The 13,399-nt window shown below is 61.8% G+C and carries 14 protein-coding genes; 2 read left to right on the top strand and 12 right to left on the bottom strand.

The window, feature by feature from the left end; genetic code table 11:
- Positions 1-150: 150 nt before the first annotated feature.
- Positions 151-681, bottom strand: a complete 531-nt coding sequence (locus ACZ445_RS10730; RefSeq protein ID WP_058427087.1) for a nuclear transport factor 2 family protein — start codon at positions 679-681, stop codon at positions 151-153.
- Positions 682-699: 18 nt separating this feature from the next.
- Positions 700-1,824: an amidase gene (locus tag ACZ445_RS10725; protein ID WP_179029004.1), complete on the bottom strand. Its 1,125-nt coding sequence runs from the start codon at positions 1,822-1,824 to the stop codon at positions 700-702.
- A 205-nt stretch (positions 1,825-2,029) separates the two neighbouring features.
- Here ACZ445_RS10725 and ACZ445_RS10720 point away from each other — a divergent pair, with 205 nt between their 5' ends.
- Positions 2,030-2,506: a MarR family winged helix-turn-helix transcriptional regulator gene (locus ACZ445_RS10720; RefSeq protein ID WP_058427089.1), complete on the top strand. Its 477-nt coding sequence runs from the start codon at positions 2,030-2,032 to the stop codon at positions 2,504-2,506.
- 90 nt (positions 2,507-2,596) lie between these two features.
- Here the strand turns inward: ACZ445_RS10720 and ACZ445_RS10715 are convergent, their stop codons facing one another.
- From ACZ445_RS10715 to ACZ445_RS10695, 5 genes are read right to left on the bottom strand one after another with little or no spacing between them, the layout of a single operon-like run.
- Positions 2,597-3,817 carry a multidrug effflux MFS transporter gene (locus ACZ445_RS10715; protein WP_464708298.1) on the bottom strand — a complete coding sequence of 407 codons (1,221 nt, stop codon included), beginning with the start codon at positions 3,815-3,817 and terminating at the stop codon, positions 2,597-2,599.
- Positions 3,814-4,659 carry an alpha/beta fold hydrolase gene (locus ACZ445_RS10710; RefSeq protein ID WP_310863572.1) on the bottom strand — a complete coding sequence of 282 codons (846 nt, stop codon included), beginning with the start codon at positions 4,657-4,659 and terminating at the stop codon, positions 3,814-3,816. Before ACZ445_RS10710 ends, ACZ445_RS10715 begins: the two co-directional genes overlap by 4 nt.
- A gap of 12 nt (positions 4,660-4,671) precedes the next feature.
- The gene (locus ACZ445_RS10705; protein WP_310863573.1) at positions 4,672-5,964 is read right to left on the bottom strand and encodes an NAD(P)/FAD-dependent oxidoreductase; all 1,293 of its coding nucleotides are present in this window, start codon (positions 5,962-5,964) and stop codon (positions 4,672-4,674) included.
- Between the two features lie 57 nt (positions 5,965-6,021).
- The gene (locus ACZ445_RS10700; RefSeq protein WP_058427093.1) at positions 6,022-6,444 is read right to left on the bottom strand and encodes a RidA family protein; all 423 of its coding nucleotides are present in this window, start codon (positions 6,442-6,444) and stop codon (positions 6,022-6,024) included.
- 35 nt (positions 6,445-6,479) lie between these two features.
- On the bottom strand, positions 6,480-7,619 hold the full coding sequence (locus ACZ445_RS10695) for a tyramine oxidase subunit B (protein ID WP_058427094.1): 1,140 nt from the start codon (positions 7,617-7,619) through the stop codon (positions 6,480-6,482).
- 185 nt (positions 7,620-7,804) lie between these two features.
- Here ACZ445_RS10695 and ACZ445_RS10690 point away from each other — a divergent pair, with 185 nt between their 5' ends.
- Positions 7,805-8,632, top strand: coding sequence for an AraC family transcriptional regulator (locus ACZ445_RS10690; RefSeq protein ID WP_058427095.1), 828 nt, complete (start codon positions 7,805-7,807; stop codon positions 8,630-8,632).
- A gap of 228 nt (positions 8,633-8,860) precedes the next feature.
- Here ACZ445_RS10690 and ACZ445_RS10685 read toward each other — a convergent pair whose 3' ends face one another.
- The 5 genes from ACZ445_RS10685 to ACZ445_RS10665 form a co-directional block, all read right to left on the bottom strand.
- Positions 8,861-9,802: a helix-turn-helix domain-containing protein gene (locus tag ACZ445_RS10685; RefSeq protein WP_058427096.1), complete on the bottom strand. Its 942-nt coding sequence runs from the start codon at positions 9,800-9,802 to the stop codon at positions 8,861-8,863.
- 76 nt (positions 9,803-9,878) lie between these two features.
- Positions 9,879-10,658, bottom strand: a complete 780-nt coding sequence (locus ACZ445_RS10680; RefSeq protein ID WP_179028997.1) for a 2-keto-4-pentenoate hydratase — start codon at positions 10,656-10,658, stop codon at positions 9,879-9,881.
- A complete protein-coding gene (locus ACZ445_RS10675) occupies positions 10,655-12,262 on the bottom strand; it encodes a bifunctional 3-(3-hydroxy-phenyl)propionate/3-hydroxycinnamic acid hydroxylase (protein ID WP_179028996.1) in 1,608 nt (535 codons plus the stop codon). The genes ACZ445_RS10680 and ACZ445_RS10675 overlap by 4 nt, the downstream gene beginning before the upstream one ends.
- Before the next feature lie 62 nt (positions 12,263-12,324).
- The gene (locus ACZ445_RS10670) at positions 12,325-12,927 is read right to left on the bottom strand and encodes an amino acid synthesis family protein (RefSeq protein WP_058427099.1); all 603 of its coding nucleotides are present in this window, start codon (positions 12,925-12,927) and stop codon (positions 12,325-12,327) included.
- 11 nt (positions 12,928-12,938) lie between these two features.
- Positions 12,939-13,397 carry a VOC family protein gene (locus tag ACZ445_RS10665; protein WP_058427100.1) on the bottom strand — a complete coding sequence of 153 codons (459 nt, stop codon included), beginning with the start codon at positions 13,395-13,397 and terminating at the stop codon, positions 12,939-12,941.
- Positions 13,398-13,399 lie beyond the last annotated feature (2 nt).

Here is a 13,399-nt window from a genome sequence, read left to right as displayed (position 1 = left end):
AGAAAAAAACCAAACGCTTTGGAAAAAAAATATTTTTTCACGAAATTAATAAGCCAACCATAAACTGCGCGCACGGCAACGCCACGCCCCCGGCAGACCGGGGGCGGGTAATGACAAAAGGACGTGAGCGGTGTCAGCGATGCAGGGCGATCATTCGACGCCAGCCTGGGGCACCGGCAGGTCGTCTTCGCTGTTCCAGGCCTGCACAGGGCGCCCGAACAGGTTTTCGGTCTGGAAGTGCGCCATGCGCCACACGCCCTCCTCCAAGGCAAACCGTACCGTCAACCGAGCGGCATTGAGGTGGGAGGCGCCACTGGCAAATGTCGACGTCTGCAACATCACCCAGCTGCCCATGACGTGATCATCGTGCACCTCGATCAGCTCGCTGGTCAGAAAATGCACATTGAGGGCAAAGTGCGCGGGTGACTTCATGTAGCCCGAGAACATCGCGGCAATGGCCTCACGCCCGCGATAGCCGCCGAAAGTCTTGGCGTATTTGGCGCCCTTGCCCTCCCACACCGCGTCCTGGGTGAACAGCCCGGCCAACTCCTGCAACGGCGAGTGCGCATCCAACCCGTCACACAACACCATGTAGCGGTTCATGCAGGCACGCACGCTGTCCTGGGTTTCAAAACGGCGCAAGCGTCTTTCAAGTGCCGCCAAAGAGCGTGGTTCACTCATGTTCAACTCCTGGGCCGATCAGCCCTTATGGTTGGCATACAGGCATTCGAGCAGGTGGCCGGCGATAGCCAGCAGTTGTTCGTCCGCGCCTTTCGCCCCCACCAGTTGCAGCCCAACCGGCAGGCCCTCGGCGCTGCCCAGGGGAATGCTCAACGCCGGGTGCCCGCTCAGATTGAAGGGCCGCACCAACCGGGTCATGCCCAGGACGGCTTGCGTGTCGGCGGCATCGGCGAGCCTCAACGGGAAGTCCGGCATGGTCGGCAGCACCAGTACGTCGACCTGACGCAATGCCGCGTCGACTTCGGCCGTGAACTGTTCGCGCACCTCTCCGGCGTGCATCAAGGCGTGTGCCGTGGTGGTGCCGGCGGCGGCCAGGCGACTGGCGATATCGGCCCCCACCAGACCGGTCGCCAACAAGTGCCCACAGGCGTCGAACGTTTCACGATTGATGACCACCATGCCGGCAGCATAGGCGGCGTCGAGGCTCGGCAGGGTCATGGGTTGAGCCGGCAAACCACTGTCTGCCACGGCGGCATCGATCACACGTTGCACCGCGGCACTCGCCTGGACCGCCAGCACGCCGAGCCGTGGTGGCTGCTGCAGAGGCACCGGATGGAAGGTGGGGTCAATGACCTGCATGGCCTTGAGCAGCATCGGCAGGCTGGCCGCAAATGGCCCGACGCAATCGAGACTGCTTTGCGCAGGCATCACGCCTCGACGGCTGACACGACCGAACGTCGGTTTGAAGCCAAACACCCCACAACAACACGCCGGGACACGCACCGAACCACCGGTATCGGTGCCGAGGGTAAAGTCCGCCAACCCGGCGGCCACGGCCGCTGCCGAACCGCTGGAAGACCCCCCGGGGATACGCGTTGGAAAACGCGGGTTCGGCGCCGTCCCCGTCCAATGGTTGATACCGGTGGTGCCGAACGCCAGTTCATGCAGACTGGTCTTGCCCACCAAGTGACAGCCCTTGTCCAACAGGGCCTGCACCACATCGGCATGGGTGTCGGCGGGTGCCGCGTCATCAAGCGCCTGACTCGAGGCACGAGTCACCCTGCCGGCGACATCGATGGTGTCTTTCACCATCACGCTAAGCCCGTTGCCGCCAAGAGAAAGCTGTTCAATCACGATGGTCATGTCACGTTTTCCTTCGCTGTAAAACTCAGTGAACGAAGCCTGAAACGCCGGCTGCCTTTTTTCACACTCCCCGACTATTACGTGAATTGTCAATTAAATCCACTCACATGCCCCGACGTCATGGCTCGCGTTTCAGCCGGTGATAACCGTGCCGAATTCACGAGAAAAGTCTATGATTGCTTGCCTCTTCCGACATGAGCTGACCATGACGTCTCCGAAAACACACGCCAGTCGCTACGACCCCGGCAGTGAAGACTTTCACAAAGAAGATTTTCCGTTCTACTGGCTGGCCATGGTGCATGGCCGCTATAGCCAATACATGGAAAAATCCCTGAAAAAAATCGGCCTGGATATCCCCCGCTGGCGCGTGCTGTTCATCCTGAAGGAAAACGGCCAATCCAGTATTTCCGAGATCTCCACCCACGCCATCGCCAAGCTGTCGACCATCACCAAAACGGTGTACCGCATGAAGGACGATGGCCTGGTCGACACCGCGCCTTGCGAGGACGATGGACGGGTTACCCAAGTACGGATCACGGCTGAGGGCCGGGCCGCCATCGAACGCATCCAGGCCGCCACCGGCGACGTGTTCAAACGCAGTTTCAGCGGCATGACCGAAGCCCAGATCCAGCGCCTCAACCGCATGCTGGAAACAGTGTTCAATAATCTGGGAGAGCCTTAGCGCGAGGACTCATCCTGTGCTGTCAGGCATCTCCAAGTGGCTGGCAAGCTCAAGCAAATTACCAGCAGTCCCCGCGTGCTTATCGCCGCCTCAGGGTTGAAACGGCACAGGCTGCTCATCCCGCATAACCACAGGCGTGAACGGCGCGCGCCGCGCAATGGCATACGCCACCAGGCAGCCCAGCCCGCAACAGCCCACCACCAGGCACATAGGCCATGGGGTGCCATCCGCCAGGCGACTGACCCACAGACTCGCCAGCGCCCCACAGGCAAACTGCATCGAGACCCCGAGGGCGACGCTCGCCCCCGCTTGCCTCGGAAACATGCTCATCAGGCTCGCCGTGCAGTTGGCCCCTAGCAAGCCCGTCACCCCCATGTACAGCATCAGGCACAGGACGATGCTGGTCAGCCCGCCCCATTGCGTGTAACCCGCCACCAACAACGCTATTGCGGCGATGCCTGCCAGCGCGGTTCCCACGCCCAGCATGCGCAGCGGCCCCAGGCGCGTGACCCAGCGGGCATTGATAAAGCTCACGACGATGATGCCCAGAATGTTCAGGCCAAACAGCGCACTGAACAGGCGCGGAGAGACACCGAAGTACTCCACGTAAACAAAGGGTGAGGCGGTGATAAAAGCGAACACGCCGCCAAACGTGAGGGACATGCACAGAATCAACGCGACCGCCCGAGGCTGGCGGAGAATACCCGGGTAGGCCGCAAAGGCGGCCTTGAGCGAGTGGCCGCGCGCCCGCGGCGGCAGGCTTTCGTCCAACCCCACACCGACCATCAGCAGACAAAACCCGCACAGGATGAACAGCACCGCGAATATGGTGCGCCAACCGTCGACCAGCACCAGCCAGGTGCCGACCATGGGCGCAACCAACGTCGCCATCATTGTCAGCATTTGCATCCAGGACAACACTTTGGCGGCCTGTGCCAGACCGAACAAATCCCTGGCCACGGTTCTGGCCAGCACCATTGCGCCGGCCCCACCCAGCGCCTGGATAAAGCGCCAGGCGATCAGTTGATCGATGCTTGCGGCAAACAGGCACCCCAAAGTTGCCAGGCCATACAGCGTGAGGCTGCCCAGCAATAATGCGCGACGTCCATAGCGGTCCGACAGCGGGCCGTAAAACAACATGCCCAGGCATAAGCCGGCGAGAAACGCGCTGATCGTGTGTTGCACTTGGGCCGTGCTGCTCGACAGCTCAACGGCAATCTGCGGCAGGCTGGGCAAGTAGGTATCAATGGAAAACGGCACAAAGGCCGTCAGCGAGGCCAGTAATGCAATCAAGCGGGCTGTGGGCTTCATTCCGGGCGCGCAAGGCTTTCAAGAAACTCCGCCACCAGGGCATTGAACACCGGCCCTTGATCGTCGTGCACATAGTGACTGGCGTCGGCGACCTCCACCGTGCGCACATGCGGATTGCAGGCAGTCATCGCCTGCAGTGTCGCAGGCGGCAGGAAATCCGAGCGTGCGCCGCGAATGAACAGGCTCGGGCAATCCAGTGCGCGCACCGCCGGCCACAAATCCGTCGGTTCGATGCTCAGGCGCGCCTCGGCAATCCCCTGCTGATCATGACGCCAGGTAATCGCACCGTCGCGCTCTTGCATCGAATGCGCGAGCCTCGATGCCAGGCCCTCTTGCGACAAGCCCGGACGCGCAGCCTGCCAGAATGCGCGGGCCGCCTCCCAGCTCTCGAACTGCAACGGTGTCTGGCCCATCTCGCGACGGATACGCGCGGCGCCATCGCCCTGGCTTGAAGAGCCGGGACCGATGTCTTCAATCAGCAACCCCAGCAAACGTCCCGGATGTTGCCGCGCATATTCAAGGGCATTGGCACCGCCCAATGAGTGCCCGAGCAACACAAATCGCTGCAGGCCCACGTGGGCGACCAAGTCTTCGAGGTCTTCGACATACGATTGAGTGTGGTAGCTGGCAGGCGCAGCCCAGTCGCTCAACCCCCGGCCACGCTGATCCAGGGCGTAAATGCAGTAGCCCGCGCCCAAGGCTTGCACCAGCGACTCCCAGGTCTGTGCATAGGCTCGCAAGCCGTGCAACAGTACCAGGGGCACGCCGCTCGAATCGCCCCAGCGCAAGAAGTGCAGGCGCACGCCTGCACGGTTAGTGAAAAAACAGCTGTCGGCAGGCATGGGCATGCTCCTTTAGAAACGATCGAAGCGATAAGGGCTTGGGTCAATGATCGGCGTATGCCCACTGACCAGGTCCGCCGCGAGATGGCCCGCCGCTGGCGACGTGCCGAAGCCATGCCCCGAGAAGCCGGTGGCCACGGTCAGCCCCGGAATCTGCGCGACCGGGCCGATGACCGGGTTGGAATCGGGTGTCACGTCGATAGTGCCGGCCCAGGCCTGGGCGATCTGCGCCTGCTCAAACACAGGCCAGGCCGCCATGAGGTTGTTCATCGCGTCGTTATTGAGCCGCGGGTTGGCGGCTGGATCCTGCACCCTGACACGCTCGAACGGACTGACGCTATCGGCGCCCCAACGCCGAGCCAGTGCCAGGTCATTGATAAATGGCTTGCCCAGCGACACGTTCAATACGCTGCGTTGCGCACGGAACTGCGGCATATATTGCTTGGCGAGCAACAAGTGATCGAGGGTCAGGAAGGCGTCCAACTTACCGCGCTGGGTAATGATGAAACCGCCGTCCTTGTGCTTGCGAAACGAAAAATCAGGCGCACCGACAGCGATCTGCGTCGGCCCCTGCATGGGGTGGGTGCGCAGCACCGAGCAGGTCAAAGGCAAGGTCGGCAATGACACACCGAGGTTGCCCAGAAAACGCCGCGACCACATCCCCCCCGCCAGCAACACATGGTCGCAGCGGATTTCGCCTTTTTCCGTGACCACGCCACTGACCGCACCGGCAGACATCTGCAGCGTGCGCACCGCGCATTGCTCGATAATCACCACGCCCATGGCCATGGCGGCCTTGGCAATCGCACTGCTGGCCAGCGTCGGTTCGGCACGCGCGTCGGACGCGGTGAAGATGCCGCCGGCCCACTCACCCACGCCGCCTGGCACCATCGCGTCAATCTCACGCCTGCTGAGCAGCCGCGAATCCAGCGACAAATGCTCCACCGACTTGAGCCACCCCTCGTGCATCGCCATCTGCGCAGGTGTGCGGCCCAGAAACATAATGCCTTCCTGGCGATACCCGACATCCGCCCCGACCCGCTCGGGCATGTGTGCCCACAGCCGATCAGCCGCAAGTGCCAGCGGGATGTCGGCGGCGTGGCGGCTGGTCTTGCGTACCCAGCCCAGGTTGCGTGATGACTGCTCGGCGGCGATCCGGCCTTTTTCCAGGACCACCACCGCGATGTTGCGCTCAGCCAGGGTCAGCGCAGCCGTCAGGCCGATGATCCCGCCGCCAATGATGACGACGGACGTGGCGCTGGGAAATACGGTGGAGGTTGTCACGGGCGCTATTGTCGGTGCCATGGTCAAGACTCGGTAAGCGAATAAGGGCGGCCACGCCTGCGCATGGCCGCGTGACGATCATTGCGACAGGCGAATGACTTCGACCTGCGCCTTCGACGCGTTGCGATACGCGGTCACTTCCAGCTCCACCTTGTAAACCGTCGAGCCCAGGGGTGGACAGGTGACGGTGCTCGCCGGATCGACGCCGCGAAACTTTTCGCCGATCAGGCCCATGACCGCCGGCACGTCCTTGGGGTCCTGGATGAACACCCGCGAACACACCACGTCGGCCAGGCTCGCATCAACGGCCTTGAGGGCCGACTCGATATTGGCGAAGACCTGGTGCGTCTGCTCAAGGATGTCTTCCGGAATCAGCTTGGTCTGCGGGTTGCGGCCCGCCGTGTTGGACACGTAGATCCAGTTATCCACGACCACCAGGCGCGAATAACTGGCCTGATCTTCAAACGGCGAACCGGTCTTGAGCTTGATGATGTTTGTCATGTCGAATGCCTCGCAAAGGAAAGTGTTGGGGGGGCTCAGCGCAGTTCCGGGGTTTCCCACAGGTTCAAGGTCACACCGATGCCTTGCTTGATCGCGTTGCGGTAAATCACCGTGCCCCAGGCCACGTCCTCCACGGGCATGCCGCCCACCGACATGATGATGATTTCGTCATCGCTTCTACGCCCTGGCGCGGCACCGGCGATGATCTTGCCGATGTCCTCGACGTCATCGAGCTGCATCTTGCCTTCGGCAATCATGTCCATGAAGCGCACGCCAATGACGGGCACGGTGTGATGCGCAGGCTTGGGTAATTCTTCAAACCAGGCCTGGTAGAGACCGGTGTTGTCCAGCACCTTGCGCACGTCGGGCTGTTCCATGCCCGCGTCGAGCGAGCAGGACGCCGGCATCGCGAGGAAGGCGCCTGGCTTGACCCATTCACGTCGCACAATTGGGTAGATCGAGGGGTCGCCCACCTCACCGGAGCTACAATAAGTAACAAGGTCCGAATCGCGGACGACTGCCTCAAGGGTGTCGACCACTTCAATGGTGGTGATCTGCGGATAAGTCGCTGTGACCCACGCGATAAAATTGTCGAGGCTCTTCTGGCCACGCCCCTTGATCTTCAATGTGTCGATGTGCGGACACACCGCGATAAATGCCGCCAGCGTGGTCTTGCCCATGACACCCGGGCCAAGCAGGCCAACGACTTTCGAGTCTTTGCGGGCCAGGTGACGCGCACCTACACCGGGAATCGCACCGGTGCGGTAGGCGGACAGCAGGTTGGCCGACATATGCGCCAACGGCGCGCCAGTGTCGGGGTCATTCAGGGTGAACATCAGGATGGAGCGTGGCAGGCCCTTTTCGCGGTTGGCGATATTGGAGCCGTACCACTTCACGCCGGCGGTGCAAAAGCTGCCGCCCAGGTAGGCCGGCATGGCCATCATGCGCCGATCCGCCGTGGGCTTGGGCATGTTCGGGAACGGCGAATCCTGCGGAAAAACCACCATCGCCCCATGGGAGTCGTTGTTCGGGCCGGCCATGCGGTAGTCACCGGCGTACAGCAGGCCGAACATCTCTTCCATGGTATTCACGCAGGCCAGCATGTCGGTCACCCCCGCGCGGATCATGTCCTGCTCGGAGAGGTAGATGAAGTCGATTTTTGTATTTGTAGACATAGTTATTCTCGCGCTGAAGGTGACATCGCTGCGGTAGGCGCAGCTCCACGCTGTCGAGATCGAGTATCGGGCGGCCGTTGTCGACGGTATTGTAAATTTCGGACATTCCCTTGGGCCGGCGCAGCGCCAGTTGGCGCGATTAATGCGTGATTTTTCCCGCAGCGCTGCCTTCCCAAGGTGCAACCATGATCAAACCGAATGTGCCGGCTCCCCGGCACCACACCGCGAACGAACAGCCTTGGTTCGTGCTCAACTCTTCACACTATTCGGTGATGCCGTCCGCGCACCCGGCGATCTCGCATTTCTATGCCTTCGACGTCGCCCAATCGAGCGACCTGCTGGCCGTGCCGGATGGCTGCGTGGACATTGTTTTCGACTGCGATGCCACTCGACCCAGCGCCAGGATCTGTGGCACACCGCTGACGGCCCAAGCCGTGCATTTGCATCAGCACCATCACTACTTCGGCGTGCGCTTTTCACCGGGTGTCATTCCCGGTTTCATCAATGTGCTGGCCGAAGAACTGACCGAGCGGGAACTCGACCTGCTGGAGGTCTCGGGGTTCGCCCATCGCATCTTCGAAAGCATCGTCCAGGCACCGCTGCTGGGCGACCAGATGCGGCTGTTCAACGACTACCTGGCCCCACGCCTGATGGGCAAGACATCGGGACTCACCGCCATGATCATTCAGCAGGCGCTGCGCCATCGCGGCGATATTCGCATCCAGCAACTCGAAGATCTCAGTGGCTATACCAGCCGTACCTTGCACCGCCAGTTCAATCAGGACACCGGCATGTCACCCAAGACGTTTTGCCGGATCATCCGCTGCCAGGCGGCCCTGGACACCCTCAATACCCAGCAGGATGTTTCGTTTTCGCAGCTGGCCCTGGACCTGGGCTTTTCCGATCAATCCCACTTCCTGCGCGACTTCAAAAAACTGGTCAGTACCACACCCTGCGACTACCAACGCAAAATGCTGCAAAACGCCTACACCGACAGGATCAGCTACGCCTGATCGCGAGCTACGCAGATAAACCCCGCGTCTCCAGGGTTCCTCCATCAAAGCGCGTTGATTTCTTCGAGAGACACGTACCCACGTGGCGATCAGGCCGTGGGTCGGCCTGGCGTGTCTGGTGGCACTGGGGTTGTGTCGGGTGGTGCTGCCAGGCATCCACGATGCAACCAGCGATTGCATGAGCGCCCGGACAACTGTCTGGAAGATGACTTACCTGTCCCCGGTGACTCAGACCATCGCTCGACGTGTTTCAGACGGCGACTCGCCAAACAGCGCACGGTAATGCGCTGCAAAGTGGCTCAGGTGGAAGAAGCCCATCGCCACCGCCACCTCGCCGACGTTCTGGGTGCAGGCCGGGGTGGCGATCAGGCGTCGACGCACCGCATTCAGACGCAGGTTTCGCAGGTACTCCACCGGACGCATGCCGGTCACCGCCTGGAAGCTGTTCTGCAGGGTCCGCCGGCTGACTCGCAGGTGTTCACACAGATCGAGAATACTCAGCGGGGTATCGCCACTGGCATCGATCAACTCCTGGCAACGCTTGACCAGGTAAGCACTCACGGCAAAATTGCCGCGACGGCAACGCACCTCATCGGTGGCGTTGCTGAACAAATCGAGGAACGCGTTGAGCAGTTCGTCCTCGAGCATTTTCTCGGCGGTTGCGCTGATCGCATCGGTTTGTTGCAAAAGGTGACGAAACAGCGGGTAGATCCGCTGGCGTATGCGCAACAGTAACGCGTCATCCACACAGAGTTGGGAGCGGGTGGTGAGGCGCTTGAGTTGATCGCCGGACAACTCGAAGGCGGCCAGTTTGGCGAAGCGTACCGTATCGACGTTGAGGGCGAAGAAGTGCGTACCTTCAGGCGCATGCAGTACAAACTCCTCGCCATCGCGCAACAGCACGACGCTGTGCGCCCCCACTTGCTGACCCTGCACCACAGGCGCACTGCCCAATGACATGGCCGCGCACAGTCGGTCTTTGGGCGCATAGCCGCGCTGCACCACGCGTTTGTCCAACACTTCCTGGAAGATCTGAAAGCGGTCGGCGGACAATTGCCGTAGCTCGCTGGTCAGGCAGCCACGGCCCAACTGGTCATAGACCTGCCGCCAGCCCTGGATGGAACCGGCGTGCAATTGAGGGTCATTGAAGGTTCGAACTTCAGCAAGCATGGTCGTCGTTCCTAGGTGCCCCATTGTTGTTATCGGCCTGAAGGGGACTCAAGTCATCCATGACGGCAGCTGGCGTTCACACAGGAGCGGTGTCCGCCGTGAAAAGCAAAGCCAGTTCCGTGCCAAACATATGCAAGCGGTACGTAGCGGGCTGGATATCCATCGGCGCCAAGAGCGCACCGGACAGCACCACTTGCCCGGCCTCCACCGGTTGGCCGTCAGCCAACAGACGGCGAATCAGCCAGCACAGGTTGGCCAGTGGTGGATCCTCCCGGCCCTCGGTGTTGCCTTCGCCGCGAAGCGCGCCAGCACTTTCCAGGCGATAGGCCACGTTGGCATGCGCAATGGGATCGAAAGCCATCAACGGCCCGAGGCAATACAGCCCCGCCGCCGCGTTATCGGCAAGAAAAGCCCCCGCCCCGAACGTCCAGCCCTGCCAACGGCAATCGGCAATCTCGAACGCCGGCGCCACCTCTGCAATGGCCGCCAGGATCTCCTCATCACGGTAGTCACCCGGTGCGAGGCTGCGGCCCAGCACGATTGCCACTTCGATCTCCAGCTTGGGCTGGATCAACCGCGAAAGCGCCACTGCCGTGTTCGGCAGCACACGCATGCGGTCAGTCAGGCCGCCATACACGGGTTCCTCCAGGCCGAAACGCCTTTGCGCGGCGCTGCCGGCGAAGGCGATCTTCCAACCGCTCAGTTGTTCGCCCGCCGCCAGGCGCAGGTCCAGCGCCTGGCGTTGCAGCGCGTACCCTGAGCGCAGGTCCAGCGCGTCAGGTGCCAGCGGCGCGATGGCCTGCACCGTGCGCGTGGCGTGGTGCAAGCGGCTCAACACGGGGTTTTCAGCGCTCATGACAGTTGCTCCGCCAACTTGCGCAACACACTTTCCAGCCGCTCGGGCGTGGTAATGGCCGCGACAAACCGGTCCGGGCGCACCACCACGATGCAATCACGCACCTTGGAGAACCATTCGCCGAGGCGATTATCCACGTCCTCCACGCTGATGGCGTCCATCGCCGTCAACGGCTGGTGACGGCCCAGGCCGCTGCGCGAACGGTTGACCTGGATGAAGCGTGTGTCCCAGCGCGCCCAGAATGTCGCCATCTCTTCACTGAGTTGCTCGCGCGGGTTGACCCGGTAACCCAGCACCGCATAGGAATGACCCAACACGTCATCCAAGCGCCGACGCTGACCCTTGGCGTCTTCGATATAGGGCTGCACAAACAGCTGGCCGACCAGGTCGTCCTCACGCAGTTCGGTACGTTCGTGATAGACCAGGCCCTTGGTGATGGTGGCCTTGGGTTTGAACTTGAACTCCAGCAGGTGCGAGCGCAGGTTGTCGACGCTGTTCACTGCCTGGAACAACCAGTCGCGCACCCCGGCCATCAACGGGTTGGTCAAGCCTAATACGGTGCCCATATTGTCGGCCAGTGCCACCAACTCGGTGGCATGCCCACGGCGCTCCTGGTCGTAGCTTGCGAGGATCCCATGGGACGCACGCCCCTGGATGATTGCCGCGAGTTTCCAGACCACGTTGGCCACGTCGCGCAAACCTGAATTGAGGCCCTGCCCGGCCCAGGGTGGCGAGATATGCGCAGCATCCCCCACCAGCGCCACACGCCCTTGGACAAAGCGTGCCGCCACCCGGGAGTGGTGGGTGTAGGCGCGGATGCGGATGATGTTCAACTGGTCGACGGCGTCGCCGATATGCCCACGGATCAGGTCACGGATGGTGCTTTCTTCACACATCTTCGCCTCATCTTCGCCTTCCATCAGCATGAACTCCCAACGCCGCTGCTGGTAAGGCAGGTAGATGCACACGAACGGGCGCTGCGGGTCGGCATGCAGTGCGGTATAGGGGGCATCCAGGGTGTCATTGGCGGTGTCGACCACCACCCATTTGCGCGGATGGGTCAGCCCCAGCAATTCAACGCCGACCTTTTTGCGTACGGTGGAGCGCCCGCCATCGGCGCCGATCACATAGTCGGCGCGCAGCTCATAGACCTCGTCCTGGGCATTGCGCACCTGCAAGGTCACACCCTCGCCGTCCTGCTCCAGTTCGAGCATTTCATGGCCCTGGCGCAACTCCACACAGGTACGCTGCCCCAGGTTTTCGCGCAGCGTGCCTTCAAGCAACTGCTGCATGAAGATGTTGCGCATCGGCCAGCCGTAGTGGGCGGTGCTCGGCTTGACCTCGGCGAAACACACACCGCGTGCGTTGTAGTAGCGCAACGGCACGTCGCAGATCATGTCGCGCACGGCCAACTCGGCGATGCCGATACCCTGCAACACGCGCAGGGCTTCATCATCCATGCCCACCGCACGCGGGTAAGGCAGGATGCAATCAGCCAGTTCAAGGACGACGCAGTCGATACCGTACATCCCCATATAGTGTGCGGCCGTGATCCCGTTGGGCCCGCCGCCGACAATGACAACTTGGGTCTTCTCCTGCTTCATCGCTCATCACCGCTTTCTTGTTGTGGTTGTAATCCGGCACAGCTCAAGGCGCACGCCTGCTGTCAGTGCAGCCCATCCAGGCCTTTGACATCTTTAGCCTGCAGGCCGCCCAGGCGTGCATGCAAGCGTCCACGCGTGGCGAAGGCCCAGATGATCACGACTTCGTCGGGCGCAGGCCCGTCGCCAAACATCAGCGACATGCTGTCGTAATGGGAACGTACATACAGGGCATCCTTGTGCGCCAGCGGTACATCGATGGTCGAACCCGGCCCGCCGCGCTTGCCGGTGGACGGGACCCAGGACTTGCCGCCGCCCAGCGCAACACGGATCGGATCGGCGGCCGGGTTGGTCAGGAACGCATTACCGTGCTCGTACTCGCCCTCGCTGCCCACCAGGATCGCCTTGCCATAGCTGACAATCTCATGGGCACCGGCCAGTGCCTGGATGCGCCGGCCAAATTCTTCGCCCAGCAGTGGCGAAGGGTCGACCAGTTCGGCCAGCGACTCGCTGTAGCGACCGGCATAAGGGTTGGCGATCACGGCGGCAATCGCATATTTGAACAGTGGCTCGCCATCGGCCAACTGCCCGGTTTCGTTGGCCAGGGTTTCTTCGACGAAGCTGTACCATTTACGGATGTGATAGGTCGCAAAATTAGCGGTTTTCATCGGGGTTTGCCTCAAAGTGGGTCCAGTGGGTCCAGGTTGAAATGTCGGCTCGGCGCGCCAGCGGCCTTGAACCGGGCCTTGCCGCGCGCATCGTCGTGTTCGGTCTCGAGGAAGAATTCCATGCGGTTGCCGTCGGGGTCGTTGAAGTACACGCCATGGCCGATTTCGTGATCGGTGATCTTCACCACCTCGACGCCCTTGCCCAGCAACATGCCGTAGAGCTGGCGCAGGGTGGTCATGTCCCCGTCGATTTCCAGGCCGTAGTGTTGCAGCCCCAGCCCGCCCTGATGGGCGCCGGGGTCGGCGCGGATCAAGGCAATGTCGTGGTGCTTGCCGCCAAACGCCATCATGACCCAGCTCTCGCCCCGGGCACTTTCGTGCATGCCCAGGATGTCGGCGTACCAGCGGGCCGACACGTCCGGGTCAGCGACCCAGAGCGATAGGTGAGTACGCAGGATCTCGACTTTCATGG

The sequence above is a fragment of the Pseudomonas allii genome, assembly GCF_055380095.1.
Note: the sequence above shows the minus strand (reverse complement) of the source record. Positions and strands in the feature narration are given on the sequence as shown.

Bases quoted from the DNA above. Each gene is read 5' to 3' on its own strand.
- ACZ445_RS10700 (WP_058427093.1), bottom strand. From the start codon at position 6,444: ATGACAAACATCATCAAGCTCAAGACCGGTTCGCCGTTTGAAGATCAG.
- ACZ445_RS10675 (WP_179028996.1), bottom strand. From the start codon at position 12,262: ATGAAGCAGGAGAAGACCCAAGTTGTCATTGTCGGCGGCGGGCCCAAC.
- ACZ445_RS10710 (WP_310863572.1), bottom strand. From the start codon at position 4,659: ATGCCTGCCGACAGCTGTTTTTTCACTAACCGTGCAGGCGTGCGCCTG.
- ACZ445_RS10725 (WP_179029004.1), bottom strand. From the start codon at position 1,824: ATGACCATCGTGATTGAACAGCTTTCTCTTGGCGGCAACGGGCTTAGC.
- ACZ445_RS10680 (WP_179028997.1), bottom strand. From the start codon at position 10,658: ATGAGCGCTGAAAACCCCGTGTTGAGCCGCTTGCACCACGCCACGCGC.
- ACZ445_RS10715 (WP_464708298.1), bottom strand. From the start codon at position 3,817: ATGAAGCCCACAGCCCGCTTGATTGCATTACTGGCCTCGCTGACGGCC.
- ACZ445_RS10695 (WP_058427094.1), bottom strand. From the start codon at position 7,619: ATGTCTACAAATACAAAAATCGACTTCATCTACCTCTCCGAGCAGGAC.
- ACZ445_RS10670 (WP_058427099.1), bottom strand. From the start codon at position 12,927: ATGAAAACCGCTAATTTTGCGACCTATCACATCCGTAAATGGTACAGC.
- ACZ445_RS10720 (WP_058427089.1), top strand. From the start codon at position 2,030: ATGACGTCTCCGAAAACACACGCCAGTCGCTACGACCCCGGCAGTGAA.
- ACZ445_RS10685 (WP_058427096.1), bottom strand. From the start codon at position 9,802: ATGCTTGCTGAAGTTCGAACCTTCAATGACCCTCAATTGCACGCCGGT.
- ACZ445_RS10705 (WP_310863573.1), bottom strand. From the start codon at position 5,964: ATGGCACCGACAATAGCGCCCGTGACAACCTCCACCGTATTTCCCAGC.
- ACZ445_RS10665 (WP_058427100.1), bottom strand. From the start codon at position 13,397: ATGAAAGTCGAGATCCTGCGTACTCACCTATCGCTCTGGGTCGCTGAC.
- ACZ445_RS10730 (WP_058427087.1), bottom strand. From the start codon at position 681: ATGAGTGAACCACGCTCTTTGGCGGCACTTGAAAGACGCTTGCGCCGT.
- ACZ445_RS10690 (WP_058427095.1), top strand. From the start codon at position 7,805: ATGATCAAACCGAATGTGCCGGCTCCCCGGCACCACACCGCGAACGAA.